A 25,862-nucleotide genomic window follows, 5' to 3' on the forward strand; every position below is an offset into this window, starting at 1 on the left:
TCCAGTGATCGGTTCCCCAAGGCTCCACCCACAGGCAGAGCATGCCGTCCGTCTCGTTGCTCACGCTCGTCTTCGCCACGCCGAGACCCTACCGGGCAGCATGATCGGCCCGGTTCCCGCCGGGGGCACGGTCATGTGCGCTGGAAGTACCGCCTCAACGACCATGCCGCGACCTTCTCCCCGGTGTGGCTGCCCACGACGTCCGCGGTCCTGGTGTGGATGCCGGCCCACACGCGCGCGTCGACGACGTCGCGGACGTAGTCCGCGGCGTACTCGTAGTGCCGGGTCGTACCGGTGCCGGCCGAGTGGATGTACAGGTCGACGCGGGAGGTGCCGAACAGTTCCTCCAGGGCCCGCATCAGCGCTCCCGCCCAGGTGGCGTGCCCGCTGAGGTAGTCGGGGTGCGCGGGCGTGGTGAGCAGGGGCTCCCAGGCCGGGTCGGCCCGGGTCGCCGGGTTGCCGTCCGTGTCCGCTTCGCGGATGGCGGTGATGGGCCGCCATGTGCCGTAGTGGAGCTTCGCGTCCCAGGCGGCGATCATCGCGTCCGTGATGACGGTGTTCGCGACCGCGTACAGGCGGGCCGTCTCGGTGATGTCGAAGCCGTGCCGCGCGGCGTGGTCGCCCAGTGCCTGCTGGATCTCCACACGCGCCACGAACCGCGCGGTCTCCGTCTGGCCCGCGCTCCGGAGCGAGCCGGTCCTGGCGCCGTACGCCTGCACCTCCGCCAGGTCCCTGGCGTACTGGGACGACGTCAGTGCGGGCGGTGGCCCGGGGCGAAACTGGCCGGGCTCCTCCATGAGGAAGGGGCGCAACCGGCCGATCCACGCCGTGGCGAAGCCCTCGTACTGCGGCGGTGTCGGCCGCCACACCCCGGGCGCCGGGGCGGGCGTGAACGGCACGGAGGCGCCGCGCCCGTCGTTCGCCCGGAGCTTCACGATGTGCCTCGCCGCCCGCTGCCCGAACGTCACGCCCGCCTGTTCGGCCGGGCCGTCCGGGACCTTCGCCAGCGATGCCTTCCACGCCGTCTCCAACGCGGGACCGGCCTTCGGGAACCCGGTCACCAGCACCTCGTACGCCGCGGTCGCCGCAGCGGCTTCGGCCGACGCGCCCTCCGGCGCGCGCGCCTGCCAGCGGTACGGGGCGTAACGGCCTTCGACGCCGACCACCGCGTTGTACATGGCCAGGGACACGTACGCGTGCCACACCGCCTCGTCCGGAGCGCGCAGCACCCCCTCCGGGTCCACGGTCCCCGACACCCGTCCGGCCCACTCCGCGATCACCGACCCCGTGGACTCCTGGCGCGGGTGGACGGCGTCCTGCTTGGCAGGCGCCCCGCCCGCCACTCCCATCAGCGCCAACGCCGCCAGGACCGCCGTACCGCCTCTGCCCGCAGCTTTCCGCATGTGCATCCGGTCACCTCCAGGACCTCTTCCGCCACGGGGCCGTGGCGTTTCCCCCACCATGCCGCCGGTGGCGCCGCCTGGCATTCGGACGGAAGAGGGCTCGCGGAAGCACCACGCAGTGCGGCGCCCACCCCCGCGCAGGGGCGCACACCAGGGGCGGGAGGGGAAGCGCGACCCCCGGCGGAACCGAGACGGTGCTACGGGCGTGCGCGGCGGATCGCGTCCTAGCCGCCCGCTGGACCTCATGGCATGGCCGAACACCGGAACAGGTAGGGCACGGTGAGGGTTTGTTGGCCCCCAGGTTGAAGGGTTTTCTGCGGGGCCTGGGGGGCCCTTCCGGGCGATCTTCAGGAAACGATCGTCTACCGACGCCTGCCCTCACACGCGATGGCCCCGACGTGCGGGCCGTGTCGGTGGTGAGGGCTAAGGTGCGCTGTCGTGGACGCTGCTGATCTTGACTACCGGGCCCGAACGCTGACGGGCTGCATTCCTCCGCGGCTGGTGGCCCGGCTTCTCGAACTCGGTCATGAGCGGGAAGTGCAGTTCCAGGCCGGCCGCGGGGAGTGGTTCTGCGCGCTGGAATGGGCCCGGCTGCTCGGACATCGGGGTCGGCACGGGCAGGCGTTGGAGGTGCTCGCTCCGTACGTCGCCACGAACTGGTGGCCGGCGGCCCAAGCCCGGGCGGAGCTGCTGGAGGGCTGGGGCCGGGCAGAGGAGGCGATCGCACTGTCCCGCCCGTACGCGGAGGCCGGCGACCGGCTGGCGCTGGACTTCTTCGCGCGCCTGCTGGCCCGCCACGGCCGCAGCGGCGAGGCGTTCGTGCTGCTGCGCGCCGGGATCCAGGACTGGTTCCTCGCCGAGTGCCTGGTCGACGTCGCCGAAACGGCGGGCATGGACGAGGAAGCGGCGGCCCTGTTGGAGGCCCGGATGGAAGCGGCGGTCCCTGCCTGCGACGACCCGGACTGCGGCAACCTTCGACTGGAACCGTCCAACGCCGTCGGCCTGCTCGCCACGATCAGGGAACGCCAGGGCCGGGTCGAGGAGGCGATCGCCCTGCTGCACACCCGCGAGATCACCTCCGTCAACGGCCGTGACCAGCTGGCCGACCTGCTGGCCAGACACGACCGGATCACGGAACTGCGTGCGTACGCGGCGTCCGAGCACCACGGGCACGCCGTGCAGCGCCTTGCCGAAGTGCTGGAGGAACGCGGCGACGTGGAAGGCGCGATCGCCGCCTACCGCGTCTTCGGTGCCACGCCGTCCGGTATGTGGCATGTGGCTGTGCCGCTGTCCGAGCTCCTGGTCCGGCACGGACGGAGCGAGGAGGCGATCGAGGTGCTGCGCGCGCTCACCGAACACGACGCGGAGGACTGGCTCGTCCACACTCTTTGCACCCTGTACGCCGACCACGGCCGGTCCCGGGAGGGCCTGGCCCACCTCGATGCCATCAAGGCGCGAAGCGGCGGCAAGGAGGACTGGGACCTCTTCCGCATGCGGCTTCCGCTCATGGCCGACTGCGGCCTGCTCGACGAAGCGATCGAGCTGGCGCGGTCTCATCCCGAGGGCGACACCTGGTACGCGGCCTGGGCCTTGTCGGACGTGCTTGCCAAAGCCGGCCGCACCGAGGAAGCCGACGCACTCCTCGCACAGCATCCGGCAGTCGACAGCTCTCTTCGTGCCGAGCGCCTTATCGAGCTCGGCCGCGTCCAAGACGCTGTACGACTCCTCCAGCAGCCGATCAGGAGACCGACCACACCCGCCTGGGACGGCGCCTACTCCACCGAACCGCCGTTCTGACAGCTCGGGCCGGTATGCGCCACGTCTCCACCGTACGTCGCGCTCCGGTTCAGCCGTTGCCCTCGTCGCCTCGACGGCGTCCGGGTCCCGGAGAGGGCGCAGGCCCTGGCCGGGATTGCCGGCCTTGCTGTCAAACAGGTCCACCTTCGCGCCGTCGCCGGCCTCTGTAGGGCGGCTGGCCGTCTGCCGCCACGCGGCGTGCAGCCCCCGGACGAGCTACGCCAGGTGCTCCTCGGCACCCTCGGTCAAGGACGGGCCCGCGAGCACGTCCGCGCGCATCGCCTTCCACCGCGGGGCGGAGTCGTCGACGGCCATCTCGTTGCCGGGGCTCCGCCCGAAGAACGCCATGCCGGCCGTCCACAGCGGCGTACCCGGCACCGGCACGCCGCACCGGAACAGCAGTCAGGAGCGACACCCGCCGGCGCCGCGCAGGCAACGACGGTCTCCGGCGCCCCCCCCGAGGCCCTGGGTGGCACCGCCGTCCTGGACGGCCTACCTCAGGTCTTCTCCGTGCGCGGGCCGCCGGTTTTCGCGAAGCCGGTCCTCCAGTGCCGCCAGCAGGCCGGACAGGTCGGGGGCGACGGCAAGGTCGTCCAGCGTCGGCTCGGGCAGGAACCCCGCGTCGGCGATGCCGCGCAGGGCGTCGAGCAGCGGCGTCCAGAAGCCTCCCGCGTCGAGGAAGCCGATGGGCTTGTCGTGGAAGCCCAGCTGACGCCAGGACCAGACCTCGAAGACCTCCTCGAGGGTGCCGAGCCCGCCGGGCAGGGCGACGAAGGCGTCGGCGTGCCTGGCCATGAGTGCCTTGCGCTCGTGCATCGAGTCGCAGACCAGCAGTTCGGTGACCCCCTCGTGCGCCCACTCCCGGTCGACCATGCTGCGCGGAATGACACCGATGACCTCGCCACCCGCCTGCAGCGCGCTGTCCGCCACCACGCCCATCAAACCCCGGCGGCCACCGCCGTAGACGAGCCCGATGCGCCGCCGGGCCAGCTCCGCGCCGACGCCCGCGGCCAACTCCGCGTACGCCGGGTCGCGTCCGTCCGACGACGCGAGGAAGACTGCGAGGCGGCGCATGCGGACCTCCGTTGCTGGTTGCGGCGGTTTCCGGTCTACCACAGGCACTGCGGCGCGCGGCCCAGACTGCTCCCCGGAGACGCGGACGGCGAGGGCGCTGGGCGGAAGAGGTCCGGCGGGCCCGCGGCGGGCCACCCGCGGACCCGGCCGCACGGCTGAGGCCGCGCATGCCGACGGACGTTCGCCCCGGCCAGCCCGGCCAGTCCGGCCAGCCCGGCCATCCCGGTAAGCCCGGCGCCCCCGGCGGGCCCGGCGCGCGTCAGTGCGACTCGGCCGGTGCCTTGGTGCGTTCGGTCTCGTCGCGCACGAGCAGGGAGAGCAAGGAGGCCACGGTGAGTCCCGCTTCGGCCGGGTGGCGCAGCACCTTGTCGGGCTCGATGCGGTACGTGTTCGTGCGTCCCTCGCGGGTGTGGGAGAGGTATCCGTCCTGCTCGAGGTCGGAGATGATCCGGGCGACGGCGCGCTCCGTGAGCCGGCAGTGGGCGGCGATGTCACGGACGCGGATGTTCGGGTTGTCGGCGATGGCTGCCAGGACACGCGCGTGGCTGGTGATGAACGTCCATCCGGTGTGCGATTCAGGTGTTCCAACCATGAGGCCATTCTAGGAGACACGTATTGCCGGAAACTCTTTGCATGACATATCTTTCATGTAACTGATGACTGTGCTTCCGTGTGGGAGCCAAGGGGAGGAGCCCGAAGGTGCCCTGGGATGAGGCCGTCATGCCCACCCTCTGCCGCCGCACCGCCGGTACACCTGCGCCGGGCGACACCGGCGAGCGCGCCTCGCTGGGCGTCGACGTGGTGCGGTACGAGTCACGCGGTACCTGTGTGATCGCCGCTCGGGGCGACTGCGACCTGCATACGATCACACCGCTGGCGGCGGCACTGAAGGCCGCGTCCGAGGAGCACTCCACCGTCGTCCTGGACGCCTCGGGCATCACCTTCGCGGACTCGGCCTTCCTGAACCTGCTGATCCTCATCCACCGCACGGCCGCCCTGCGCCTGGTCGCGCCCTCGCCCCGGGTGCGCAGGCTCTTCGAGATCACCGGAGCTGACACCCTCCTGGAGATCCGGGACACGGTCGAGGAGGCCGTCGCCTCCTGACCCGCCGGTCCGCCGGGCGGTCGCCCACGCACCGCGCGCGCACGAGCAGGCTGCGCCGGGGCGGCGACCATCCCCTCAGCGCCGCGACCATCCCCTCAGCGCCGCGACCATCCCCTCAGCGCCGCGACCATCCCCTCAGTACCGGGGCTTCCTCCCCTCAGCACCGCGGCGACCCGGATGCTTCCGGGCCGGCCGCGGTGAGGTGTACGCGTCCCCCTCAGTTCTTGTGGATCACGATGGAGCCGCCGGAGAGTGCGGTGGTGGGAGCGGCGGTGTCGGCCGCACCCATCTGGTTGTCGTAGACGAGGGCCGAGTCGGCCGTCTTCCAGATCTTCATCCGGAACCGGTCGGGGCTCGCGTCGGTCGCGGTGAGCATGAAGCTGTAGCCCTCCGATCCGTTGACCGTACCGGTGCCCTTGAAGATCGCCTTGTCGCCCGCCACGACCAGCCACTGGTGGTCGCCGGAGTGGAAGTTCATGGCACCGGCCTTGAACTGGAACTCCGTGCTGCCGCTCGGCTCGGTCGCACCGTTCTTGTACTTGGACACGAACCCGAAGTTCGCCCGGCCGGTCGCCGACGGGTCCGCCGGATAGGCGCCGGCAGGCGACGTGATCCAGCCGCCGCCGGTGACGAAGCCGCCCTCGGGGTCGTAGACGACGACGAAGCCGCAGGTCTCGGTGTCCGAGCCGCCGTCGTCATCGGTGACGGTGACGGCGATGTCGTAGATGCCCGCCGCGGCGTACTGGTGGGTGGCGCCCACCGGGGAGGTGACCGGCGTGGTCGTGGTCCCGTCGCCCCAGTCCACGGTGATCTCGTGGGTGTCGAGCGTGCCCGGATCGGTGAACGTGCCGGTGAACGACACATCGGTGTTCACCGCGGCCGGGTCCACCGGGCAGGACGTGAGCGTGAGACTCGGCGCGACGTTCTGCACGGTCACGGTGGTGCTGTCGTCGTCGACGAGCCCGTTGTCGTCGGTCACGGTCAGGGACACGGTGTCGGCCCCGTCGTCGAGACCGTTGTAGGTGGCCACCGGAGCGTCCGCGTTCGAGAGCGTCCCGACCCCCGCGTCGGCCCCGCCCCACGCGTAGGAGGTGACGACTCCGTCCGTGTCATGGCTGCCCGACCCGTCGAGCGCCACGGACGACCCCTCGGCGACGGACTTGTCCGGCCCGGCGTCGGCGACCGGAGGCACACAGGTCACGGTGACGACGACGGGCGGGAACACCACCGCGGCGTTCTCGTCGTCGTGGTACGCCACCGACGAGTTGACGTCCAACGGGCCGCACGGCGCGCCGACGTGCTTGACCTGGTACGTGATCACGAGCTGCTCGTCGCCGAGGTCGGCCCGCGACCAGGTGAACCCGTCCGGGGTCACACCGCCGATCGAGGAACCGGCCAGATTGGCGTCCACCGAACCCGGCACCAGCTTCCACGGCGACGCCAGGGTGACCGCGATGGACGGATGGGTCGCACCCGGCACCGACACGGCCTCGACGAGCTTCTCGAGGAGATCGGCGAGATCGTCGAAGCTGCCCACCGTGAAGGTGTTGTCGCTGCCGGGACCGCTCGCGACCGTCTCCAGCGTGGCCTGGCTGACCCCGTCGCCGACACCGACCGCGAAGACGGTCGCCTTGCCCTGCAGCGCGGCCGCCGCCGAGGCCGTCGGGTCACCCGGGTTGGCGTTGCCGTCGGTGATGACGATCACCACCTGGTTCCGCTGGGGGTCGTCGGGCCCCAGCTGAACGCCCGCCCGGTCCAGACCGCAGGAGATGCAGGTGCTGCTGCGCATCTGAGTGTTGTTCACGATGGCGCTGCGGACGGCGCCTTCGTCGGCGCTGAGCGGGCTGACGTCCTGCGCAATCTGGGAGAAGCCCACGACGCCGACTCGCCCGCCGTTCGCGAACAGACCGTCGTCGGCGACCGCCGCGACCACGCTGTCGGCGAAGTCCGTCAGTTGGCCGAACTCCGTGTCGTTGATGCTGCCAGACTCGTCCAGTACGAGCACCAGGTCGGTCGGCGTCGACTGGGTGCTGCTCTCCCCGTCGAGCGTCAGCGTCACCGTGGAGACGCCGTACCGCGGGACGGTCGTGGGACTGGCGGACGCCCCGGGCAACGGCGCCGCCGAGGCGGCCGGCGCCCAGACCAACGCACCCGCCACCGCGGCGGCCAGCGCCGCGATGGTGGCCAGGAGACGGCGAAAGGGCATGGCTCTGAGCCCACGCGCGGTGGGTGATCGCATGATTCCCCCCTTGGAATCGGCGCGGTACCGGCGCCTGACGCGACCGGTCCCCGCACTCCGGAACGGAATATCACTCACTCCGGGTAATGCGTCAACCACCCAGTGGAATCGCTCATCCGTGCGCATTCAGGCCGGCGGCACGCCGTCGCGCGGCCGGAACCACCCGCGAGCGCATGCAGCCCCAAGTGCCCCGCTCTCCCCGGCGTCCGTTGCCGCCTCGCCATGCGGGGAACGGTCCCTCGAGGCGTGATGGCCGTCCGCCGCACGTCCTCACTCGACCCGGTTGCCGCGGCGTGAGGCCCGCCGTCGGCGCCGCAGCCCGTCGCCTGTCTCGCCGACCGCGACCGGCAGCACGGCCGACGCCGCGCACCGGCGAGGTCCGCAGACCCTCCGAACCCCTGACGCGACGACCGACGGCTGAGACGACGGAGTACCTCCGAAACCCTCACGCGGGGCGAGGCGTGGGGGAGGGCAACATGGCGGGCAAGCCCCCCGGGGACGACCGACTGCGCCGGGGACACCCCGGCCGCCGACCGGACTTCCCGGCCCCGCCCCCTGTGGCGCGTTCTCGACACTCCGCACATGCCGTGCCCCCCCGCCACGCCCTCCACCGGTCTCGCCCTGCCCGCGGACGGCAGGCCGACGGACGTCCGGACGGGCGGCCCCCGGACGCTCGGCGCATCGGGTCGGACCGAACTGTCGAACGGGCCCCGCGCGGCCTGTTGCGCGGGACTGCGCACGGTGTCCTGGTGCCGTCGCTGCGGCAGCCCGAGCGAGAGGCCCTGCCCGTACCCCCCCTCGACACCCGCTGCGCACCGCCTCACGCGGGTGGCCATTGGGGCCTGTTGCTCCCGGTTCAGGCGTTAACCACGTGGTACGGGGTATCGACAGCCATATCCGGCCATGATCGTGAAAGGTGCCGCGTGTGTCTCAGGAGCAACCCAAACCGGTGCAAAGGATGCGTCTGCCCGTGAAGGCGTCCTTCCCCGGCCGCCACCCGCACGAGGGCGAGGCGCCCACCACCGATCCGCTCGTCTTCGGTGTGACGGCGGTGCTCACCCTGGGCTTCGTGGTCTGGGGCGCCGTGGCGACCGACACGCTCCAGAGCGTCTCCGACACGCTGCTCGACGGTCTCATGCACAACGGCGGCTGGGCGTTCGTCCTGGCCGCGTCGGGCTTCGTCGTCTTCGCGCTGTGGCTCGCGATCAGCCGGTACGGACGGATCCAGCTGGGACAGGAACACGAGAAGCCCGAGTTCAGCACCGTCTCGTGGATCGCCATGATGTTCAGCGCCGGCATGGGCATCGGCCTGATGTTCTACGGCGTCAGCGAGCCGCTCGCGCACTACACCACCCCGCCGCCGGGCACCGACCCCGCCGACCCGGCGGACGCCATGCAGACGTCCCTCGCCACCACGCTCTTCCACTGGACCCTGCACCCGTGGGCCATCTACGCCGTGGTCGGCCTCGCCATCGCGTACAGCACCTTCCGGCGCCGGCGGCGGCAGACCATCAGCGCCGTCTTCGTACCGCTCATCGGCCAGAAGCGCGCCGACGGCCTCCCCGGCCGGGTGATCGACATCCTCGCCATCTTCGCCACGCTGTTCGGATCCGCCACCTCGCTGGGGCTGGGCGCGCTCCAGATCGGCAGCGGCATGCGCGAGGTGGGATGGCTCGGCCGGGCCGGGACCGGACTGCTGGTGACCATCATCGCCGTGCTGACCGTCTGCTTCGTCGTCTCCGCGGTCTCCGGCGTGGAGAGGGGCATCCAGTGGCTCTCCAACACCAACATGGTGCTCGCCGCGGTCCTCGCCCTCTTCCTCTTCGTCGCCGGCCCCACCATCCTGGTCCTCGACCTGATCCCCACCTCCCTCGCCGCGTACTTCGACGAACTGCCCACCCTGGTCGGTCGCACGGAGGCGTCCACCGGCGGCGGTGGCGTCGCCGACTGGTTGAGCAGCTGGACCGTCTTCTACTGGGCCTGGTGGATCTCCTGGACGCCGTTCGTCGGCATGTTCATCGCGCGCATCAGCCGGGGCCGGACGATCCGCCAGTTCATCGGCGGCGTCATCCTGGTGCCCAGCACGGTCAGCCTGCTCTGGTTCGCCGTCTTCGGCGGAACGGCCATGCGGCTGAAGGAGCGGGGAGGCCTGGGGGACGCGCCCACGCCCGAGGCCCAGCTCTTCGGTGTGCTGCAGGAGTTCCCGGTCGCGGGCGTCATGAGCCTGCTGGTGATGATCCTGGTCGGCATCTTCTTCATCTCGGGTGCCGACGCCGCCTCCATCGTCATGGGCACCCTCTCCCAGAAGGGCACCTTCGAGCCGGCCCGGTTCGTCGTCGTCTTCTGGGGCGTGGTGACCGGCGGCGTCGCGGCGGTGATGCTGCTGGTCGGCGAGGGCAAGGGCGACGCGCTCGCGGGCCTGCAACAACTGACGATCCTGGTCGCCGCCCCGTTCGTCCTGGTCATGATCGGCATGTGCTGGGCCCTGATGAAGGACCTTCGCCGGGACCCGCTGATCGTCCGCGGCGAACTGGCCGAGGAGGCCGTCGAGGAGGCGGTGATCGCGGGGCACGAGAAGTACGCGGGCGACTTCGAGATCCGCATCGGCCCCGCGCAGGGCGAGGCACCCCGACCCACCGGGAACCGCACCGCGAAGAAGGACGGACCCGGCTGAGGGGGTTGCCGTGCGGGGCGGGGGAGAGGGCCCGTCCGGGGAAGCCCCTGGGCGGGCCCTCTCCCGCATCCCCACCTGGTGCGTGAACGCGGGGGCAGGGGGCATCCGAAGCAGCACACGGCCTCAAGGAAGGGACGGCATGGAGATCTCCGGCATTGTCACCGCCATCGTCATCGGCGCGGTCATCGGCGTGCTGGGACGCCTGGCGCTGCCCGGCCGCCAGCACACCGGCATCCTCTGGACCATCGTCGTCGGCATCGTCGCCGCCCTGATCGGTACCGCGCTCGCAGCGGCCATGGGCGTGGCGGACACCAAGGGCGTCGACTGGATCGAACTGGCCATCCAGATCGCGCTCGCCGCAGGCGGCGTCGCCGCCGTCGAACGTCTCAAAGGTCGCCGCTGACCCACCCCTGGGTGTTCCCCTCGGCCGTCCGGCACTTTGCCGGACGGCCGAGCGCATTTCCCGCCCCTACTGCGGCGGGGAGCGACCGCCCCAGAGCTCGTACGGCAGCCCGACGTTCAGCCGTTGGCCCCCGCCGTACGGCAGAAAACCGGCTCCTCCTGGTCCAACCTGTTGCGCCGCGCCCGCCGGGGTGCGTGGTTGCGTGACCCGGCCGGCCGGGAGTCGGCCGGCAAGTCGTGTGAGCCCTCCAGCCCGCAGCGGGCCATGTAAATCGCCAGGGCAGGCAGCGAAGAAGCGCATCTGGAAGCCGAGTTGCCAGCCGTCTGGGGCCCGTTGCCAGCGCGTGTGAGGTGGCGTTGGTGGGCCTGGGCTGTAGCCGACTGGGTTCGGGTCAGGTGGTTCTGGTGTGCGGTCCGGCGCCGTGCAACAGGGTGTCGATGATGCGGGTGGCGAGGGTGTCGGGGTCGGTGTCGTCGGTGTTGCCGCGCAGGGATTCCCCGATGAGTGCGTAGTAGACGCGGCGTACCCAGTCGAGGTCGGCCGCCGCGTCGATGAGCTTGTCGTCCTGGGCGCGCTTGAGTACGGCGAGGCAGCGGCGGTTGATGTCCTCGTGGAGGGCGGCGGCTTCGCTGCCGGGGTCGGAGGGCAGTTCCAGGGCGAACGCCCAGGCGCTTTTGACCTGTAGCACGTTGGCTGTGATGCGGTGCATCGCGACCAGCGGCGGTGCGGTGTCGGGCCTGCCGTCGTCGACTGCGCGGGCGAGTTGGCGCGCGGCGGATGACGCCAGTGCGTCGATGAGTGCCTGCCGGCTGGCGAACCGCCGGTGGATGGTCGTGCGGGCCACGTTCGCTGCCGCGGCGATCTGTTCCAGGGAAGCGCCGGGTTCTTCGGCGAGGACCCGTTCGGCTGCCTCCAGGATCGCGCGCACACTGCGCTCGGCGTCTGCCCGCAGCGGTCGTCCCGCGGTCTCACTCATCACGCCTCCTGCCGCACGCCGGACCTTGTCAATCTCCGGAAACCATACACCGATGACGCGATGACCCCATCATCTGCAACAAGACTGTTGCGGATAGGGGAGTTGCTGGCACATACTCCTTCCAGTTGCCGTCAGTTGAAGGAAACGGGGAGGACCGTATGAGCAGCACTGCCCTGGTCACCGGAGCGTCGTCCGGCCTCGGCGAGGAGTTCGCCGCGCAGCTCGCCGCCGGGGGGTACGACGTGATCCTTGTGGCGCGCTCCGGCGACCGGCTCGCCGCGCTCGCCGAGCGCCTGACCGCCGAGCACGGCATCCGTGCCCACGTGATGGTCCAGGACCTCGCCGAGCCGGGTGCGGCACGCCGCATCGCCGACCGGCTGGCAGCCCGTGGCCTGAGCGTCGACCTGCTGGTCAACAACGCCGGGTTCGGCACGTGCGGCCGCTTCGAGGACATTCCCGCGAGCCGGGACCACGACCAGTTGATGGTCAACGTCGTCGCACTGGTCGGCCTCACCCACGAACTGCTGCCCGGCATGCTGGAACGCGGCCGCGGAGCGGTGGTCAACGTCGCGTCCAACGCCGCGTTCCAGCCCGCTCCCTACTTCGCCGTCTACGGCGCGGCCAAGGCGTTCGTCCTCAACTTCGGCCTCGCCCTGCGTCAGGAGTACCGCCGACGTGGCATCCGGGTGCTCACCCTGTGCCCCGGTCCGGTCTCGACCGCCTTCTTCGACACCATCGGCACCCCCCGGGCGGCGGTCACCGGCTCCATGACCACTCCGCAACCCGTCGTACGCGCCGCACTGCGCGCGCTGGAACGCGACCGCGGCTATCTCGCCCCGGGACTCGGCAACGCCCTGACCGCGCACCTGGCGCCCCGCCGCCCGCGCGCCCTGGTCGCGGCCATCGCCGAACGCGTCACCCGCAAGGTCCTGGCCGCCCCCATCACCCCGGCCGCTCCCTCCGTATCCCCGGGCCACGCCGCATGAGACCCTCCACCGCCCATGCCTCCACCGCTCCCGCTACCGCTGCTGTCGCCGCCGCTTCGGCGATGCTGCTCGTCGGCACCTCGACCGCGGTGTCCGCGACCATCGCCGACTACCCGGTCTTCACAGGGCAGGCCCTGCGCTACGCGCTCGCCGCGGCGATCCTGCTTGCCGTCGCAGCGCGCCGGCGCCTGCCGCCCGCCCGTCTGACCGTCCGCGACGCCCTGCTGCTCATCGCGCTGGCCGCGACCGGCCTCGCGGGATTCAACGTCTTCCTCGTCGAGGCCACCCGCCACGCCGGACCGGCCATGATCGCCGCCGTGGTCGGAGCGGTCCCCCTCGTACTGGCCCTCGCCGGGCCCCTGATGGAGCGCAGGCGCCCCGAGCCCCGCACGGTCGGCGCCGCGATCGTGGTGGCGCTGGGCACAGCCGTCGCCGCCGGACTCGGCACAGGCAGCCTCAAGGGCCTGCTGCTCTCGCTGGGCGCGCTCGCCGGCGAGGTCGCCTTCTCCCTGCTGGCCGTCCCGCTCCTACCCAAACTCGGCCCGCTGAGGGTCGCCGCCTACCCTGCCGCCCTGTCCGTGCCCATGCTCCTGCTCACCGGCCTCGCCCTGGACGGGACGGACGCGCTGCGGCTGCCCGCACCCGGCGAGGCCGCCGCCTTCGCCTACCTCGGCGCGGCCGTCACCGCGGCCGCCTTCTTCCTCTGGTACGACGCGCTACGCCGCCTCGGCGCCGACCGCGCCGGTCTCTTCGCCGGCCTGGTACCGGTAGGCGCACTCCTCACCACCGTGGCACTCGGCCTCAGCCGGCCACAACTGGCCGACATCGCCGGAGCGTTGCTGGTCACAGCCGGTGTCGCCGCCGGCCTGCGCCGACCGGTCCCGAAACCTGACCCGCTCCACCCGGCCACCGACCAGACCGCCTGAACGCGGGCGGCCGCGCCGATCAAAGGGCGCCGGGCTGACAGGTGCAGACGCTGCCTTACGGGATAAAGGGGGTGGGGACGAGCAGGCGCGGTCGAAGAACGCCTCCGAGACAAAACCAGCATTGACGTCGGTGGCACGTACAACCCGTACGCCGCCTTCACCCCTCCACGGAGGGATGAAGGCGGCGGCGTTCACGCGGCGGACAATAGGGACGGTTCCCCGAGGCTCAGCACGCCCCCGTCAGCATGATCCAATCCGCCCTGTCGTTCCGGCTGTCACCGACGTAGCTGCTCAGGCCGTTGGTGTTCTGCGTTGACCACAGCACCCCCTGCCCGTCGTTGTACGTCACGTGGTAGGCGGCGGCGGTCTGGTTGTCCTGGTACGACGAGGTCCGGTCCCTGAACGCTCCCAGGTCGATCCAGGTGTGGCACGGCAAGGACCGCTCGAATCGCGTGCCCTCGAAGTTGGGGTGCTCCCACAGGCACGCCGACCCGTACGGGCAGTTGGGCGTACCCGCCACCGCGCGGGCGCGCTTCTCGCCCGGAAGCGTCAGCGTGATCACCGCACCGTCACGGTAGGCGATCTGATTCAGACTGATCTGCTTCGCCCCTGCGGGAGCGCGCTTCAGCTCGGCGTCGACCTTGCCCTGAAGCTCAGTGACCTCCTGGGCACTGAGTCCGGCCGTCGTCGCCTCGGCGGTGATCCTCGCCTCCAGAGTGGTGGGTGCCGAGGCCGCGCTGGAAGGGGAGACCACGCCCACGGCCGCCAGGGCCGCGGCCGCCAATATGCCGACTAACTTGCTTCGTGTGCGCATCGGGGACCTCTTCGCTCGAGTATGGAGCGGGACGCACCGCACGCTAGCCGCAGGGCGATCGGCCCCGCAGGGGGTATTCCGGCCGGATGCCCGGCCAGACGGGACGGCGTCGTTTGCCCTCGACCTGCCGGACAAGGCCGGCTACGTGTTGGTCAGGACGATTTTTCCTGTGGTGTGTCCTTGCTCGCCGATGGTGTGTGCTGTTGCGGCTTGGGCGAGTGGCAGTGATGTGTGGACGATGGGCTTGAGCCGGCCTTGGTGGACGAGGGTGGTGATGTTGCGGAGTGCGTGGTGGTCGGGTTCGACGAGGATCCAGGCGGCCCGCACACCGTCGTGGGTGGCGGGGACGTCGTCGGGGCCGGGGAGGGTGATGAGCCGGCCTCCGGGACGCAGTACTTTCAGGGAGCGCTCGGCGGTTTCTCCTCCGAGGCTGTCCAGGACGACGTCCATGTCGGAGACGACGTCCTCGAAGCGGGTGGTGCGGTAGTCGACCACCTCGTCCGCCCCCAGCTCCCGCACCAGGTCGTGCTTGCCCGCGCTCGCCGTGCCGGTGACGTGCGCGCCGCGTGCCTTGGCGATCTGTACGGCGAGGTGGCCCACTCCTCCGGCTGCGGCGTGGACCAGGACCCGCTCGCCGGGGCGGAGGTGCGCTGTGTCGACGAGGGCCTGCCATGCGGTGAGGGCGGCGAGCGGAAGCGCCGCGGCCTCCACGTGCGTCAACAACGCGGGCTTCGGCGCGAGGTGGCGGGCCGGCGCCACGACGTACTGGGCGTATGCGCCCGCCTGACGCGGGAACAGGGGCATGCCGAAGACCTCGTCGCCGGGGCGGAAGATGCCCACGCCGGGGCCGACGGCTTCCACTGTGCCGGAGACGTCCCAGCCGACGACGGGCACCTCGCCCCAGGTGATGAGGGCTCCGCTCGCGCGGGTCTTCCAGTCCACGGGGTTCACCCCGGCCGCGTGTACCCGGACCAGGACCTCGTTCAGGCCGGGCTCCGGGCGTTCCATCTCACGCTCGACCAGGTTCTCGGGTCCGCCCCACTGCTCCACGACCATGGCGCGCATCGTCTGCATCGTTTGCCTCGTCTCCGTTTCCCGTCCGGATGCCGCCGGTGTCTTTCCCGGCGGCGACAGGTACACCCTGGGGCAGTCAGCGGCCGTACGGTGCTGGCCGTCTGGCCACTGTGTGACAGGATCTGGCCATGAGTGTGGTGCCTGAGGGCGTCGTGACGGATGCGTCGGAACGGATGCCGGTCGGAGTGCACCGCGTCGCCGTGCTCGCCCTTCCTGGCGTACCGCCTTTCGAACTCGGCATCCCGTCGAGGGTGTTCGGCAGCGTCGCGGACGCCGAGGGCCGTCCTCTGTACGAGGTGACGATCTGCACGGTGGACGGCGCGGCCGTCCTCAGCGACGCGGGTTTCACCGTGCAGCCGACCGCCGGTCCGGAGGCGCTCGCCGAGGCCGACACCGTGATCGTCCCGCCCACGCACGCGATGCCGGAACTGGCCCGGGGCAGGCCGCTGCCGCCCAAGGTCCGCGACGCGATCGCCGGCATCCGGCCGGGCGCCCGCCTGGTGTCCATCTGCACGGGCTCGTACGTTCTCGCCGCCGCCGGGCTGCTCGACGGACGGCCGGCCACCACGCACTGGAACCTGGCTCCGGAGTTCCGTCGCGCCTATCCGCGGGTCAAGCTGGACGAGGAGGTGCTCTTCGTCGACGACGGCGACGTGCTGACCTCCGCGGGTGTGGCGGCGGGCGTCGACCTGTGCCTGCACATGATCCGCCGTGACCACGGCGCCGCGGCGGCCAACCGTGCGGCCCGCATGTGCGTCGTGCCTCCCTGGCGGGACGGCGGGCAGGCCCAGTTCATCGACCGTCCCGTCCCCGAGCCCGCGCAGGCCAGCACCACGGCGGCGCGCGCCTGGGCCTTGGGACATCTCGCGGAACCACTCACTCTCGCCCGACTCGCCGAGCAGGCCCGGATGAGCCTGCGGTCCTTCACCCGCCGGTTCCGTGACGAGGTCGGGATGACGCCGGTGCAGTGGCTGACGGTGCAGCGTCTGGAACTCGCGAAACAGCTGCTGGAGACGACCGACCTGCCGGTCGACGTGGTGGCGCACCGGTCCGGGTTCGGCTCGGGTAACTCGTTGCGGGCCCACATGAGGAGCGCGTTCGGGATCTCACCCGCCGCCTACCGCCGGGCCTTCGGTGCCGGTCTCACCGGGCAGCGCCCGGACGCGCGGGGGTCGGCGTGATCAGCACACGGCGGGTGCCGGCAGCTCAACGCGGGGCGCCGCGTCGCACCCGTGGCGTATGCCGTCCGGGTGCGGTCGATCGGTGCTGCGCAGACGGGCAACCCGGGGGGGGCCTGCCCGCCAGGGCTTCGCGCAGCCAAACCGCCTCGTGTAGGGGTGTGTCGCCTTCCTAGCGGTGGCCGACGTGCGGAGGTCCGCGCTCGCGCGGGGCCGCCGGTCACGGGCCGGCGCCCCCGCGCCCTGCGGCTGGGGCCGCGCCTCCGCTGGCCCGGGTCCCGTGGCCGGGCCTGCGCCCCGCAGCGGCCACCGGCCGGGCCGGCGCCCGCTGTCGGGCCTGCCGGTGTCGGCCCCTCGCTGACTGCCGGGGCATTTGCCGTCTGTGTCACCGCGCCTCGTCCGCGGCTCCGGCTTCGAGGAGGGCGATCAGCGCTCGCGCGGCGGGGCTGGTCGCGCGTTCCGGTGGCAGCAGCGCGACCGTCTCGTACGCTGTGTCGCCCGCGCCCTTGAGCGGCAGGGCCCTGAGCGTGGGGCGCTTGTGCCGGAAGTGCCGGGGCACGACGGCGATCCCGAGGTTCTCGTCGACCAGGTCCAGCAGGCTGTGGACGTCGTTGACCTCCAGCGCGACCGTGCGCGTGACACCCGCGGCGGCGAACGCGGCGTCGGTCGTGCGGCGCGGACCCCAGTCGGGGTGGAAGTCGACGAAGACCTCACCGGCGAGGTCCGCCGGGCCGAGCACCGCCGGGGCGGACGCCAGGCGGTGGCCGGGGTGGCACAGCACCGTCATGGGCTCGTCGGTCAGCGGCAGGGAGCGCAGCTGGTCGGTGTCGGCCTGGGTGCGGTAGGCGAACGCCAGGTCGAGGCGCCCGGCAGCGACCTGGTCGGCCAGGTCGCCGGAGCCGGTCTGCCGCAGCCGGATCTCCACGTCCGGGTGCCGGCGGCGGAAGGCCGCCAGCAGCCGCGCCACATGCACCCCGGCGATGCACTGCTCGGTGCCGAGGGCGAGCGTGCCGCGCAGCACGCCCTGTACGGCGGCCACCGCCTCGTGCGCGGAGCGCACCTGCGCCAGGATCCGTTCGGCCTGCGTCAGCAGCGCGCGTCCGGCCTCGGTGAGCGTCACCCGGCGGGTGGTCCGCACGAACAGCGGCGCCCGCAGCTCCCGCTCCAGCGCCCGGATGGACGCCGACAGGGCCGACTGGGACACCATCAGGCGTTCGGCGGCCCGGGTGAAGTGCTGGTCCTCGGCGACCGCGACGAAGTACCGGAGCTGGCGCAATTCCATGATTGAGAAGCGTAGTCGCTGAATCCCATCGGATTCTTCTGTTGGACCGCTGACTGCTGTCCGGGACAGAGTGGGCGCCACCAGATCGTGTGCCGAATCCCTCTGGAGTCGCGTTGTACACCGCACACCCCGACCGCTACGCCGGCATGCCCTACCGGCGCACTGGACGCAGCGGCCTGAAGCTGCCGGCCTTGTCCCTGGGCCTGTGGCACAATTTCGGGCCCGACCGGCCCGTGGAGACCCAGCGCGCCATCCTCCGCCGCGCCTTCGACCTCGGAATCACCCACTTCGACCTTGCGAACAACTACGGACCGCCGCCCGGTAGCGCCGAGTCCGCCTTCGGCGAGGCGCTGAGGGCCGACTTCGCGAGGTACCGCGACGAGCTGGTGATCTCCACCAAGGCCGGCTACCTGATGTGGCCCGGCCCCTACGGTGAGTGGGGTTCACGCAAGTACGTGCTGGCCTCGCTCGACCAGAGCCTGAAGCGCATGGGGCTGGACTACGTCGACGTCTTCTACTCGCACCGCTTCGACCCGGACACTCCGCTGGAGGAGACGATGGGCGCCCTGCACACGGCGGTGCAGCAGGGCAAGGCCCTCTACGTCGGGGTCTCCAACTACTCCGCCGGGCAGACCCGCGAAGCCGCCCGCATCCTCGCCGAGCTGGGTACGCCGCTCCTGGTCCACCAGCCGCGCTACTCGATGCTGGACCGCCGGCCGGAGGACGAGGGCCTGCTCGATGTCCTGGACGAGTTGCAGGTCGGTTCCGTCGTGTACTCCCCGCTGGAGCAGGGCCTGCTCACCGGCCGCTACCTCGACGGCATCCCCGAGGGCTCCAGGGCCGCGAGCGACAGCCCGTTCCTGGCCCGGGACGCGGTCACCGAGGACCTGGTCGCCCGGTTGCGCGCGCTGGACGAGATCGCCAGGTCCCGCGGCCAGAGCCTGGCCCAGCTCGCCCTCGCCTGGGTGCTGCGCGGTGGCCGGGTGACGTCCGCTCTGGTGGGCGCCAGCAGCCCGCGGCAGCTCGAGGACAGCGTCGCGGCTGTCGGCAACCTCGGTTTCGACACCGAGGAGCTGGCGCGGATCGATGCCGTCCTGCGGCCGTAGCGCGGGCGGCTCGTCTGCCGGGACCGAGTGCCCCGCCTCCACCTGGCCACGCCCCGGGCGGGACCTGACGCGCCCGCCGGGGCGTGGCCGGGCGGGGGTGGGCGCGGACCCGCGAAGGCGTGGACGGGTCCCCCGCCGCCGCAGTGCCCACCCCAGTGGAGCGCTCAGCCGCCGGCCACTGCCCGGCCGGCGTCGGCGGATGCCCGTGCGCTGTCGCGATGCACCCCCCGCCCCTATCTCGCGCCGGTCAGACGTTCGCCGGTGCGCTGTCGACGTGGAAGAGCGCGGCGCGCAGGTCGTGTACGGCCCGTTCCATGTCCACCAGGGCATGGAGGGACAGCACGATGTCGTCGCGTACGCCCATCAGGCGTGCGGCCCTCAGGACCTGTGCCTTCTCGGCCTGGGTGTACACACCGTCCGCGCCGCACATCTGGATCGCGTGGTAGACGAGGTGCGGGGCGGCCTGCCACGTCTCCACGTCGGTGCGGATGGCGGGCAGCAGGTCCCTGAGGTCGGCCTTGCGGTAGTCGAACGTGCTGTAGAGCTCGATGACCTCCTCCGGCGCGCCCATGCGCCGCTGGTGGTCGACGAGCCAGGCGTACTCGGCCTCGCTGACCTCGCCGTCGGAACCGGCGATCACCAGCAGGGCCTTCCCGTAGTTGAGGAACGCCTCCTGGGTGGCGGCCGAAAGACCGTACAGGTCCTGGCACAGCTCACTCATCGGCACCATCTGCGCTGTCGTCATGTTCCATCCCTCACGGTTCCGGCCGGCCGGCGTCTGGGATGACGCCCCGCTCCGCATCCGATCTTCAATGCCGCGCCCCGCATCGCGTCATCCGATTCCGGCACTCCACCCGATGGGTGGCCCAGGGGCACGTGTGAGCGAAACCCGCAGGGTCGGGGCGGACGCCGATGCTTGCGGTCCCAGCGGGGCCGCAGCAGCGGTCCGGTGCCCGGGCTCACGGCCCGGTGAGTGGTCCGGCTGTTGTGCCAGGGGTGGCGTGTGGCCGGTGGTTCGGTGATCGGCGGCCAGCGGGTCTGCTCCTGTGCACGCATGCATGCGCGGGTGCGTGCGGCTGGCGGGGTGTGTCACTCCTGTGGTGAATCGCTGCAGCCGGTCGGGTGAGTGGAGCGGGCGGAGGGAGCCGCTGCCGTTGCCTGCACGCTGGAATACGGGAGTGATCAGGAATCTGCCGCGGAGCTTGGCTCTGCTCCTCCTGGCCTTCGTGGCCCTTCTTCCCGCTCCCGCCGCTGCGGCCGGCGGCCGTCAGCAAGCCGCCCGCCACGACCCGGTCGTCTTCGTCCACGGGTGGAACTCCGACGGCTCTGCCTGGCGGACCATGGCTGACCGGTTCAAGGCCGACGGCTGGCCGACCGGACATCTCCATGCCTGGACGTACGACGCCACACAGTCCAACGCCACCACGGCCAGGGAACTCGCCGACGAGATCCGACGCGTGCTGGCGGCCACGGGTGCCGCCAAGGTGGATCTCGTCACCCACTCGATGGGCGCCCTGTCCTCCCGCTACTACCTCAAGAACCTGGGCGGCGCCGGCAAGGTCGACGCGTGGGTCTCCCTGGGAGGACCCAACCACGGCACCCAGACCGCACGCTGGTGCGGTGGCGCTCCCTGTGTCGAGATGCGGCCGGGGTCCGCGTTCCTCAACGCTCTCAACTCCGGTGATGAAACCCCTGGCTCGGCCCGCTACGCCACGTGGGGATCACCCTGCGACAGTGTCATCAACCCCACGAGCAGCGTGGCTCTCACCGGAGCGGTCAACACCACTACCGCCTGCCTCGACCACAGCGGGTTGCGCACCGACCGGACGGTCTACCACCAGGTCAAGGCGCACCTCCGGTAGGCCTTGAGGACTATTGGACGGTGGGTTGAGCGGGCGGTGCGGCGGGGGAGTGGCGCCCGCACGGCTTCGGCGGGAGTCCTGCGTTGGGGGGGGCGCCGAGTCGGTGGCCGCCGCCCAGCCGGCGGGACGGCGCGGGGACCGCGTCGTCACCGCCGAAAACGATCCGGCGGTCGGCCGGGCGGTCCGGGCGGGGGAGCCGGACCCGGGCGCGGTGGGTGCCGCGCCCGGGTCCGCGGGCTAAAGGGTGTTGCCGGCCGCCCTCGAGGCCTCGTTGTCGGCGCGCGTGAGGTCGTCGGCCAGCTGCTTGCGGGCGCGGGCCGGGGTGTAGCCGCCGTCGGAGTAGTTCGCGGCGAACGCGTCGACGAAGTCCGCCGGGTCCTCGCCCACCACCTCGCGGACCGGTGTCCCCTCCGCTGCGGCCTGCTCGAACAGGTCGGCCAGGTCTTCGAACATCGCCGTGCTGCTTTCGGTGTCGGCCGGCACGAAGTTCATCAGGTACCGCTCGACGGCCTCGGCGGCCGTGCGGTAGCCGTCGGGCAGCTCGCTCACGCGCGCCTTGTACGCCCTCCAGCGCTTCCTGGGTCCGATCAGCTTCGCGACCAGGCCGCTCTTCTCGGCATCGGACATGATCACTTGCCCCCTTCGCGGAGCTGTTCCAGTCGTTCCGAGAGGAAGCTCCAGGTCCTCCAGAACTCTTCGAGGTACTGGCGCCCCTGGGCGTTCAGGGAATGCACCTTGCGGGGCGGTCCCTTCTCGGACGGCACCTTCTCCACGTCGACAAGGCCGCGCTTCTCCATCCGCAGCAGCAGCGCGTAGATGGTGCCCTCGGCGAGGTCGGAGAAGCCCTGCTCCCGCAGCCGCGCCGTGATCTCGTAGCCGTAGGCGGGACGGCCGGACAGCGAAGCGAGGATGATGCCCTCCAGCGTGCCCTTGAGCATCTCCGTCTCAAGCTTGCCCACGCGAAACCCCCTCCCTGCACTAGTAAGCGACGCTGAGTACCAGTACACCGTAACGCTGACTACCGGTACTTAGCAAGACGGAGTAGCGGGCGGGGGTCGGACCTGGCGACCCGCCGGCACCCCCCATCCCGCACGTCACACCGCGCCCCCCGCCCGCGACCCCGACCGCCAAGGCCCCAAGACACCCCGCCCCGCGACACAGAAGGACCACAAGCGACCGCGCACCGGAGAACTACGCGACCAACCCACCACCCAAAGCCACAACCATCACGGCTGTCGCAGGCCTTTCGGGGTAGCCGGACATCATGCTCTTCTTCAGTAACCGGATCGGCTGTCTGGGATCACTCCTCATCAGCGCGATCGCAACCGGCATCCTGATCATGATCTTCGCGCGCTGATCCACCCACACAGCACCCAACGGCCACCATCTGATCGCCGCCGCCCCTCCACCCGCCTGACGCGGCACGCCATCCCCACCTACCCCCGGCAACAACCACACGCCCGTGAACCCGACCCCGACACGGTGTACCGCACCACCACAGCGTGCTCGCCACTCGCACCGCCATCCCACGCGCTACGCCAGCACGGCCTGCGACCGAACGCCACCATCCCACCCCCCCATGTCTCCGCTCCCGCAGCGGGGGTCCAGCTGCTCCAGCGGCGTAGATCGGTGTCACCGCCGACTCGGCGGCCCCGCTACCGCTGCGGGCGCCCGCAGGCACCCGCGACCTGACGTGGCCGCGCGGATCGACGCGGCCGTACGGCAGCGCTGACAGCCCCGCGTACGCCGACAGCGGCGCCAGCACGCCCCCACCACGGGCGACATCACTATCCAGCCCGTGCCTGGTTCGAGTACACCGCGCCCATCCGCACCACCGACGACAGTCCCGTACGCCGCGTGGCGCTCCATCTGCCACCCGAGTACGCGCAGCGCCTCTTCGCCACCCGCGGCGCGGGCACGGGGGAGCGGCAGCTGCGGCAGATCATCGCGGAAGGACTCCAGGACATCTACTTCAAGGACGGCGGCCGCCGCGCCGACGACCTGGAGATGCAGTCCACCGACATCGACTACCTCGACCTCGGGGCGGACCGTCGCTCCACCGGCCCGGCCCGCTGGTTCGGTGCGCCCTGGGCGTTGTCCTCGGCCCGGCTGAGCATGACGGCCAGGCCCGGGCCGTTCGCGGGCGGCGCTCCGCCGATCTGATCGACTGCGCGTCATGGGTTTTCTCTTGCTCCACGGGGCGGCCGATGAGTTTGCGGCTCCCGCGCGGTCCAAGCTCGTGACACCCAGGAAAGGAAACCGCCATGTCGGAGCTTCTGGTCGACTTCATCACCTCCCTCGACGGCTACGCATCGGGAGAGGGATGGCCCGGGTTCTGGGGCCTGGAGGGCCCGGAGTACCTCGCATGGCTCGGCGAGCAGCCCGAGGCTACCTACTTGATGGGAGCGAATACCTACCGCCTGATGTCCGGCTTCGCCGCGGGCGAGGTCCCGGAGGGCCAGGACGAGTTCAGGCCCGAGGAGGAGGCGTCCGTCGACGCGCTCACGCAGGCGTCCAAGGTGGTGTTCTCCTCCTCGCTCGCGGAGCCGCTGGCGTGGGCCAATTCCACGCTCGTCCGCGGTGATGCCGTCGAGGCGGTCCGCGCCATGAAGTCGGATGGCTCGGGGCTTCTCAGCACGATCGGCAGCCTCAGCCTGTGCCGGTCCCTGCTCCGAGCTGGGCTCGTCGACCGCTTCCGCGTCGTGATGTTCCCGGTGATCACCGGGGCCACGGGCGCAGAACGCATCTACGACGGCTATCCGGACGTCGCCCTCGAGATGATCGATCACCGCACCTTCGACGGCCGGACCCAGTTGGTCGAGTACAAGCCGCGCGTGCTCGAGCACCCGCCGCTCGGCGTCTCTGCGTGACGTGGCCCCGAAGGCCGGTCTGGAGGGCCGTCAGTCCGGTGCCGGCGGGCGCGGAGCAGGACCTGACAGCGGTGCGGAGAGGGAACTGGCACGGCGGGTGGCAGCGTCGTCGTTGCCGCGGCTGAGTCGATGCCGTCCGGCGGCACACGCCTGTCACCCGCGCGCACCGGCGGCCTGGCGGGAGCCGCCTGTGCTGGGGGAGCGGTCCTGTGGGTGCCGCGTCGGGCACGACGGTGAAACTGTCTGTACGGTTCCGTGCCGCGTCCTGGTGCCGACCCGCCCCACCACCGGCGTTCCCGCCGTCCCGCTGCTCGCCGTCCCGCAGCGGCGGGCCGGTGCGCGCTGCCCCGGCCCGCCTCGACGTCGACGGCCCCGGCCGTCTCCCTGCTCGTTGCCGCCCAGGCCCCACCCGACGCCGACGGTCCTCCTGCCCCGCCGCCCCGCTGCTCGTTGCCCGGGCCGGCCCGCCTGATGCCGATGGCCGCCGCGTCCCGCCGTCCTGCTGCGGCGGGACGGCGGTGTGCCCGCCCGCAAGGGACTCGCGCAGCCGGACCGCCTCGTGCAAGGGCGTACCGAGGCAGGTGGTGGTGGCGATGCCCCGGCCCGGTCTGCGTCCACCGCTTCCACCACCGTCCGGGACCGCCGACGGCCCTCGTGCCGTACCCGCCCCACCCCGCCCGGTCTGCCCCGCCCCGCTCCGTCCGATCCTCCCCGTCCGGATCTGTTTCGCTCCGCCAGCTTTCGCTGCCAGCAGGTCCACGAAAACCGCGACCTTCCGGAAGCAGGCTTCCGCGCCCTGCGGGGACGTACCGATGGTGATCACGACGTCCTGGACCAGGCCGACTGCGTGCTGCTGGCACAGCCGACGTCTCCGTATGTCCGTCGGTCGGATAAATGACGGCTCTGCCGAGTGAGCCGAGGGGAACGCGGACGGCCGGCCGCCCGGCAGGGGCGGCTGGCCGTCGAGGTAGGTTGCGGCAGAGGCGATGCGTATGTGGCGGAGGCGGTGCTATGAGACCACCAGAGCCAGCGCTTCCTTGGCGTTGTGCTCGGCGATTTCCCGCATCACAGCGCGGTGCGGGAAGTCCCCGTCGAGCAGGCGAAGGGGGCCGGCCACCAGTGAGAGGCGCATCGCCAGCATGTAGAGGTCGAGCCGTGCACGATCGAGTCCGGGGCGGGACAGGACTGGGTACTGGTCACCGAAACGAAGCTGCAGGAACACATGCTCCCACTCGACATCGAAGAACATCAGGCCCTCGATGTCGATGAGGACCGGGTGGCCGGAGTCATCGACCAGGACATGGTCGGGCCCGAGTTCGCCGTGGATCAGTCCGTGCTGCGTGCGCGGAGCCACTCGTGTGGCCAGTTCCTGCAGCCGATGATGCAAAGAAGCTGCGGCTGACCCGATGCTGGGGACGCGTTCGGCTGCCTCGGCGAGGTCCTTGATGGCACGTTCGAGCACCAGTCGCTCGCATGAATCGCCACTCGCTGTGTCGCCCCGTTCGAGCACGTCCACCCTGCCGTAGCGCTGACTGTGCTGCCGGTGCATCACGTCGAGCATGGCGGCCAGCTCGCTCAAGGCATGCGACGCTCGTACGGGATCCCTTTCCTGGAGCGCTTCCAGAGTGCCGCCGGCAACGTCCTCGACAACTGCCACGTCCGCCGGGTAGCGGCGTCGGCTGTCATCTGCGAGGAGGACTCGTGGAACCCGGACTCCGAGCCCGTCCAGTCTTCGCTGGGCCGCTAGGAAGGGGGCCAGCCCGGAGGCGGGGGCGAACGGGTGGGCCGGGTCGACGGCTTCCGCAGTCGGCCAGAAGTTCTCCTGCGCGGCCCAGCTGTAGACGATCACGCTCGCGGCATGTGATCCGCTCGTGTGAACCCGGTAGACCCCCTTCTTGCTCCCACCGCGCAACCGGTCCACTCCGACGAGGCGGGCCTTCGCCCCCAGGGCCTCATGCACGGTTCCTGACAAGGCTTCACCATCCGTGAGCTGGGGCATCCGACGACCCTATCCCCGCTCAGGTGCTCCGTTGGGCCGAGTCGGCTTCCAGTGCATCAGGCGGCCTTGGCGGGTTCGTCGGCTCGTACTCCTGT

Annotated in this window: 24 protein-coding genes; 11 read left to right on the forward strand and 13 right to left on the reverse strand. The window is 71.4% G+C overall.

Translation table 11 applies throughout. The features are described 5' to 3' along the window. Nucleotides 1–131: 131 nt before the first annotated feature. Nucleotides 132–1,403, reverse strand: a complete 1,272-nt coding sequence (locus ACSUPT_RS28870) for a vanadium-dependent haloperoxidase (protein WP_436946121.1) — start codon at nucleotides 1,401–1,403, stop codon at nucleotides 132–134. Nucleotides 1,404–1,841: 438 nt separating this feature from the next. Between ACSUPT_RS28870 and ACSUPT_RS28875 the strand changes: the two genes are divergently transcribed. Continuing rightward, complete coding sequence (locus tag ACSUPT_RS28875; RefSeq protein WP_436946122.1) at nucleotides 1,842–3,200, forward strand: hypothetical protein; 1,359 nt, start codon at nucleotides 1,842–1,844, stop codon at nucleotides 3,198–3,200. 216 nt (nucleotides 3,201–3,416) lie between these two features. On the opposite strand, the gene ACSUPT_RS28880 is transcribed toward ACSUPT_RS28875, so the two are convergent. The 3 genes from ACSUPT_RS28880 to ACSUPT_RS28890 form a co-directional block, all read right to left on the reverse strand. Then, nucleotides 3,417–3,578, reverse strand: coding sequence for a hypothetical protein (locus ACSUPT_RS28880; protein WP_436946123.1), 162 nt, complete (start codon nucleotides 3,576–3,578; stop codon nucleotides 3,417–3,419). 114 nt (nucleotides 3,579–3,692) lie between these two features. Then, entirely contained in the window at nucleotides 3,693–4,274 is a 582-nt protein-coding gene (locus tag ACSUPT_RS28885; RefSeq protein WP_436946124.1) for a TIGR00730 family Rossman fold protein, read from the reverse strand. 259 nt (nucleotides 4,275–4,533) lie between these two features. Further along, complete coding sequence (locus tag ACSUPT_RS28890; protein WP_361662667.1) at nucleotides 4,534–4,866, reverse strand: helix-turn-helix transcriptional regulator; 333 nt, start codon at nucleotides 4,864–4,866, stop codon at nucleotides 4,534–4,536. A 107-nt stretch (nucleotides 4,867–4,973) separates the two neighbouring features. On the opposite strand from ACSUPT_RS28890, the gene ACSUPT_RS28895 reads away from it, so the two are divergent. After that, nucleotides 4,974–5,378: an STAS domain-containing protein gene (locus tag ACSUPT_RS28895; RefSeq protein ID WP_436946125.1), complete on the forward strand. Its 405-nt coding sequence runs from the start codon at nucleotides 4,974–4,976 to the stop codon at nucleotides 5,376–5,378. Between the two features lie 217 nt (nucleotides 5,379–5,595). Here ACSUPT_RS28895 and ACSUPT_RS28900 read toward each other — a convergent pair whose 3' ends face one another. After that, on the reverse strand, nucleotides 5,596–7,584 hold the full coding sequence (locus ACSUPT_RS28900; RefSeq protein ID WP_436946126.1) for a VWA domain-containing protein: 1,989 nt from the start codon (nucleotides 7,582–7,584) through the stop codon (nucleotides 5,596–5,598). Between the two features lie 991 nt (nucleotides 7,585–8,575). On the opposite strand from ACSUPT_RS28900, the gene ACSUPT_RS28905 reads away from it, so the two are divergent. Then, the gene (locus ACSUPT_RS28905; protein WP_436946127.1) at nucleotides 8,576–10,291 is read left to right on the forward strand and encodes a BCCT family transporter; all 1,716 of its coding nucleotides are present in this window, start codon (nucleotides 8,576–8,578) and stop codon (nucleotides 10,289–10,291) included. 139 nt (nucleotides 10,292–10,430) lie between these two features. Continuing rightward, nucleotides 10,431–10,694: a GlsB/YeaQ/YmgE family stress response membrane protein gene (locus ACSUPT_RS28910; RefSeq protein ID WP_361662655.1), complete on the forward strand. Its 264-nt coding sequence runs from the start codon at nucleotides 10,431–10,433 to the stop codon at nucleotides 10,692–10,694. Nucleotides 10,695–11,085: 391 nt separating this feature from the next. Here the strand turns inward: ACSUPT_RS28910 and ACSUPT_RS28915 are convergent, their stop codons facing one another. Then, entirely contained in the window at nucleotides 11,086–11,670 is a 585-nt protein-coding gene (locus ACSUPT_RS28915; RefSeq protein WP_351965988.1) for a TetR/AcrR family transcriptional regulator, read from the reverse strand. Nucleotides 11,671–11,828: 158 nt separating this feature from the next. On the opposite strand from ACSUPT_RS28915, the gene ACSUPT_RS28920 reads away from it, so the two are divergent. Together ACSUPT_RS28920 and ACSUPT_RS28925 are read left to right on the forward strand one after the other, a co-directional pair. Then, nucleotides 11,829–12,656, forward strand: coding sequence for an SDR family NAD(P)-dependent oxidoreductase (locus tag ACSUPT_RS28920; protein WP_436946128.1), 828 nt, complete (start codon nucleotides 11,829–11,831; stop codon nucleotides 12,654–12,656). Next, nucleotides 12,653–13,582: an EamA family transporter gene (locus tag ACSUPT_RS28925; RefSeq protein WP_436946129.1), complete on the forward strand. Its 930-nt coding sequence runs from the start codon at nucleotides 12,653–12,655 to the stop codon at nucleotides 13,580–13,582. The genes ACSUPT_RS28920 and ACSUPT_RS28925 overlap by 4 nt, the downstream gene beginning before the upstream one ends. Before the next feature lie 226 nt (nucleotides 13,583–13,808). Here ACSUPT_RS28925 and ACSUPT_RS28930 read toward each other — a convergent pair whose 3' ends face one another. Then, nucleotides 13,809–14,396: a peptidase inhibitor family I36 protein gene (locus ACSUPT_RS28930; protein ID WP_436946130.1), complete on the reverse strand. Its 588-nt coding sequence runs from the start codon at nucleotides 14,394–14,396 to the stop codon at nucleotides 13,809–13,811. 141 nt (nucleotides 14,397–14,537) lie between these two features. Beyond that, nucleotides 14,538–15,461, reverse strand: coding sequence for an NADP-dependent oxidoreductase (locus tag ACSUPT_RS28935; RefSeq protein ID WP_399218554.1), 924 nt, complete (start codon nucleotides 15,459–15,461; stop codon nucleotides 14,538–14,540). Nucleotides 15,462–15,598: 137 nt separating this feature from the next. Here ACSUPT_RS28935 and ACSUPT_RS28940 point away from each other — a divergent pair, with 137 nt between their 5' ends. Beyond that, nucleotides 15,599–16,651 carry a GlxA family transcriptional regulator gene (locus tag ACSUPT_RS28940; RefSeq protein ID WP_436946131.1) on the forward strand — a complete coding sequence of 351 codons (1,053 nt, stop codon included), beginning with the start codon at nucleotides 15,599–15,601 and terminating at the stop codon, nucleotides 16,649–16,651. Nucleotides 16,652–17,033: 382 nt separating this feature from the next. Here the strand turns inward: ACSUPT_RS28940 and ACSUPT_RS28945 are convergent, their stop codons facing one another. Then, on the reverse strand, nucleotides 17,034–17,930 hold the full coding sequence (locus ACSUPT_RS28945) for a LysR family transcriptional regulator (RefSeq protein WP_436946132.1): 897 nt from the start codon (nucleotides 17,928–17,930) through the stop codon (nucleotides 17,034–17,036). Nucleotides 17,931–18,043: 113 nt separating this feature from the next. On the opposite strand from ACSUPT_RS28945, the gene mgrA reads away from it, so the two are divergent. After that, nucleotides 18,044–19,036 (forward strand): L-glyceraldehyde 3-phosphate reductase, encoded by a 993-nt coding sequence (mgrA, locus tag ACSUPT_RS28950; protein WP_436946133.1) that lies wholly within the window; start codon nucleotides 18,044–18,046, stop codon nucleotides 19,034–19,036. Nucleotides 19,037–19,283: 247 nt separating this feature from the next. Here the strand turns inward: mgrA and ACSUPT_RS28955 are convergent, their stop codons facing one another. Further along, the gene (locus ACSUPT_RS28955; protein WP_436946134.1) at nucleotides 19,284–19,781 is read right to left on the reverse strand and encodes a TerB family tellurite resistance protein; all 498 of its coding nucleotides are present in this window, start codon (nucleotides 19,779–19,781) and stop codon (nucleotides 19,284–19,286) included. Nucleotides 19,782–20,217: 436 nt separating this feature from the next. On the opposite strand from ACSUPT_RS28955, the gene ACSUPT_RS28960 reads away from it, so the two are divergent. Then, nucleotides 20,218–20,898, forward strand: coding sequence for an esterase/lipase family protein (locus ACSUPT_RS28960; protein WP_436946282.1), 681 nt, complete (start codon nucleotides 20,218–20,220; stop codon nucleotides 20,896–20,898). Between the two features lie 237 nt (nucleotides 20,899–21,135). Here the strand turns inward: ACSUPT_RS28960 and ACSUPT_RS28965 are convergent, their stop codons facing one another. Both ACSUPT_RS28965 and ACSUPT_RS28970 read right to left on the reverse strand, forming a co-directional pair. Beyond that, nucleotides 21,136–21,525, reverse strand: coding sequence for a DUF1048 domain-containing protein (locus tag ACSUPT_RS28965; protein WP_436946135.1), 390 nt, complete (start codon nucleotides 21,523–21,525; stop codon nucleotides 21,136–21,138). Nucleotides 21,526–21,527: 2 nt separating this feature from the next. Further along, nucleotides 21,528–21,857 (reverse strand): PadR family transcriptional regulator, encoded by a 330-nt coding sequence (locus tag ACSUPT_RS28970; protein ID WP_365724032.1) that lies wholly within the window; start codon nucleotides 21,855–21,857, stop codon nucleotides 21,528–21,530. A 769-nt stretch (nucleotides 21,858–22,626) separates the two neighbouring features. Here ACSUPT_RS28970 and tpg point away from each other — a divergent pair. Next, a complete protein-coding gene (gene tpg / locus ACSUPT_RS28975) occupies nucleotides 22,627–23,061 on the forward strand; it encodes a telomere-protecting terminal protein Tpg (protein WP_436946283.1) in 435 nt (144 codons plus the stop codon). Nucleotides 23,062–23,162: 101 nt separating this feature from the next. Beyond that, the gene (locus ACSUPT_RS28980) at nucleotides 23,163–23,768 is read left to right on the forward strand and encodes a dihydrofolate reductase family protein (RefSeq protein ID WP_436946136.1); all 606 of its coding nucleotides are present in this window, start codon (nucleotides 23,163–23,165) and stop codon (nucleotides 23,766–23,768) included. A gap of 1,009 nt (nucleotides 23,769–24,777) precedes the next feature. Here the strand turns inward: ACSUPT_RS28980 and ACSUPT_RS28985 are convergent. Then, nucleotides 24,778–25,767, reverse strand: a complete 990-nt coding sequence (locus ACSUPT_RS28985) for a phosphotransferase family protein (protein WP_436946137.1) — start codon at nucleotides 25,765–25,767, stop codon at nucleotides 24,778–24,780. Between the last annotated feature and the right edge of the window lie 95 nt (nucleotides 25,768–25,862).

The sequence above is a fragment of the Streptomyces sp. SudanB25_2051 genome, from assembly GCF_964272635.1.
Lineage (GTDB): Bacteria > Actinomycetota > Actinomycetes > Streptomycetales > Streptomycetaceae > Streptomyces.